At 47.5% G+C, this 3,152-nt stretch carries 1 protein-coding gene and 3 rRNA genes (2 of these 4 running past the window's edge); 1 reads left to right on the forward strand and 3 read right to left on the reverse strand.

Going from position 1 to position 3,152, the window contains the following annotated elements:
* Window positions 1-1,971: ribosomal RNA gene (locus RUMTOR_RS14040) — 23S ribosomal RNA — on the reverse strand; it reaches 342 nt to the left of the window's first position.
* Between the two features lie 519 nt (window positions 1,972-2,490).
* Window positions 2,491-2,608, reverse strand: a 5S ribosomal RNA gene (gene rrf / locus RUMTOR_RS06355).
* A gap of 71 nt (window positions 2,609-2,679) precedes the next feature.
* On the opposite strand from rrf, the gene RUMTOR_RS13250 reads away from it, so the two are divergent.
* Window positions 2,680-2,850 carry a hypothetical protein gene (locus RUMTOR_RS13250; RefSeq protein WP_207634932.1) on the forward strand — a complete coding sequence of 57 codons (171 nt, stop codon included), beginning with the start codon at window positions 2,680-2,682 and terminating at the stop codon, window positions 2,848-2,850.
* Here the strand turns inward: RUMTOR_RS13250 and RUMTOR_RS06360 are convergent.
* Window positions 2,840-3,152 (reverse strand): 16S ribosomal RNA (locus tag RUMTOR_RS06360) (it continues 1,288 nt past the right edge of the window). The genes RUMTOR_RS13250 and RUMTOR_RS06360 overlap by 11 nt on opposite strands.
* The 16S, 23S and 5S rRNA genes sit together here, the layout of an rRNA operon.

Here is a 3,152-nt window from a genome sequence, read left to right on the forward strand (position 1 = left end):
ACTGGGGCTTAAGTTCAAAGCTTCGCTTGCGCTAACCTCTCCCCTTAACCTTCCAGCACCGGGCAGGCGTCAGCCCATATACCTCACCTTTCGGTTTCGCATAGACCTGTGTTTTTGCTAAACAGTTGCTTGGGCCAATTCTCTGCGGCCATTCGCATGGCACTCCTTCTCCCGAAGTTACGGAGTCATTTTGCCGAGTTCCTTAACAATGCTTCTCCCGTCGGCCTTAGGATTCTCTCCTCATCCACCTGTGTCGGTTTACGGTACGGGTATCCTGTAAACAATAGCGGCTTTTCTTGGCAGCCAGCTCACACACTTCTCTACTTCTTTTCGATCCGCATCACGTCTTCGGATTGCACACCGGATTTGCCTGATGTACTCCTACCTCGCTTGCACCGGTCTTTCCATTCCCGGCTTGTGCTCTCTGTCTGCGTCCCCACAGTTCTGTTACAGGATAGTACAGGAATTTCAACCTGTTATCCATCGACTACGTCTTTCGACCTCGCCTTAGGCCCCGACTTACCCAGGGCAGATCAGCTTTACCCTGGAAACCTTAGATATTCGGCCAAGAGGATTCTCACCTCTTTCTCGCTACTCATTCCGGCATTCTCTCTTCTTAAAAATCCACTGCTCCTTTCGGTACAGCTTCGTCTCTTTAAGAATGCTCCTCTACCGATGAACAGTGATCAACGCAGACCAACAGCAGTCTGTTTCATCTGTTTTGGAATCTTCTTGATTTCATCAAGAAGCTTTCCTCTTGCATTGATCTGTATTGATCACTGTTCATCCCTGAGCTTCGGCAGTGTGTTTCAGCCCCGGACATTTTCGGCGCAGGACCTCTCGACTAGTGAGCTATTACGCACTCTTTTAATGGATGGCTGCTTCTAAGCCAACATCCTAGTTGTCTTCGAAATCCCACATCCTTTTCCACTTAACACACATTTTGGGGCCTTAGCTGCAGGTCTGGGCTCTTTCCCTTTCGACTACCCAACTTATCTCGGATAGTCTGACTCCCATACATCATCTACACGGCATTCGGAGTTTGATATCCCTTGGTAAGCTTTGACGCCCCCGTAGGAATTCAGTGCTCTACCTCCGCAAGACTTGTATGAGGCTAGCCCTAAAGCTATTTCGAGGAGAACCAGCTATCTCCGGGTTCGATTGGAATTTCTCCCCTATCCACACCTCATCCCCACCCTTTTCAACGGATGTGGGTTCGGTCCTCCATTGCCTTTTACGGCAACTTCAACCTGGACATGGATAGATCACCCGGTTTCGGGTCTACTCCGACTGACTTTCGCCCTATTCAGACTTGGTTTCCCTTCGGCTCCGCACCTTCAGTGCTTAACCTCGCCAGCCAGCGTAACTCGCCGGACCGTTCTACAAAAAGTACGCGGTTCATCATATAAAGATGTTCCACAGCTTGTAAACATATGGTTTCAGGTTCTTTTTCACTCCCCTCCCGGGGTCCTTTTCACCTTTCCTTCACAGTACTATGCGCTATCGGTCACTAAGGAGTATTTAGCCTTACGGGGTGGTCCCCGCATATTCAGTCAAGGTTCCACGTGTCTCGACCTACTCTGGATACCGCCATGTCAACTCGCCTTTCGCTTACGGGACTTTCACCCTCTTTGGTCAGCTTTCCCAAAACTGTTCTGCTAAACTTGTTGAATCAATTCCGCGGTCCGAACCCCGGGATGCACGCATCCCGGTTTGGGCTCTTCCGTTTTCGCTCGCCGCTACTCACAGAATCACATGTTGTTTTCTCTTCCTCCGGCTACTTAGATGTTTCAGTTCACCGGGTTCCCTTCCTGACGTTATGGATTGGCGTCAGGATAACTGAGGTTTGCTCAGTTAGGTTTCCCCATTCAGAAATCTCCGGATCGATGGGTATTTGCCCCTCCCCGAAGCTTTTCGCAGCTTATCACGTCTTTCATCGGCTCTTAGTGCCAAGGCATCCACCATACGCTCTTATCAGCATAACCAAACGATAGTTGTTCACGGGAATGAACTTCTATCCACACATGTATAGCGTTACATGTGTTGGTTCTAGGCCAATTTATTTTTAGTTTGTTTTCTTCAAACTTTATAGTAATTGTTAAATAACATTACCTCGGATGTCTTGATTAGATATTTTATCTTATCATTGATTTTCTCTGTATGCAGTTTTCAAGGTACATAAAGATGCGAGCGTAACAAAAATCGGTATCGCGTGGAAAATTCATTTTCCTAAGCGATCTTGATTTTTGATGCATTGGCATGTAATGCCATGAGCGATAAAACCAAAGGTTTTTGAGCTTCGCATCCTGACTGACTGTTCATCAGTCATTAGAACTTAAAATCTCTTTTAAACTCTAATCACTGGTGAACCCAGTTATTCCAACAGCACTGCCCTGCTGATTGGGTTGGCTTTGATAAGTTGTTGCTCATCCCTGCCTGTATTTATTCTAAACTTCGACAGCGTTTCTGTCTTCGTTTTTTCTTTTTTTGATTTGGCGGCCACCTACTCTCCCACACCGTCTCCAGTGCAGTACCATCGGCCGTTCAGGTCTTAACCATCGTGTTCGGGATGGGAACGGGTGTTACCCCTGAACGCATCGCCACCAAAAAGTTTTGTCATCCTTGATGACTAAACAATAGACAACGACTCACTCTACTTCTTCTTCCGTTTTAGTTGGATTGTTCCAGACGAAAGAAGTTATTTCTTCCGTTTTAGTTGGATTGTTCCAGACGAAAGAAGTTATTTCTTCCGTTTTAGTTGGATTGTTCCAGACGAAAGAAGTTATTTCTTCCGTTTTAGTTGGATTGTTCCAGACGAAAGAAGTTATTTCTTCCTTAGAAAGGAGGTGATCCAGCCGCACCTTCCGATACGGCTACCTTGTTACGACTTCACCCCAGTTATCGGTCCCGCCTTCGGCAGCTCCCTCCTTACGGTTGGGTCACTGACTTCGGGCGTTACTGACTCCCATGGTGTGACGGGCGGTGTGTACAAGACCCGGGAACGTATTCACCGCGACATTCTGATTCGCGATTACTAGCGATTCCAGCTTCATGTAGTCGAGTTGCAGACTACAATCCGAACTGAGACGTTATTTTTGGGATTTGCTCCACCTCGCGGTCTCGCTCCCTTGAATCCACCACAGTGGCGAGTC

The sequence above is a fragment of the [Ruminococcus] torques ATCC 27756 genome (assembly GCF_000153925.1).
GTDB lineage: Bacteria > Bacillota > Clostridia > Lachnospirales > Lachnospiraceae > Mediterraneibacter > Mediterraneibacter torques.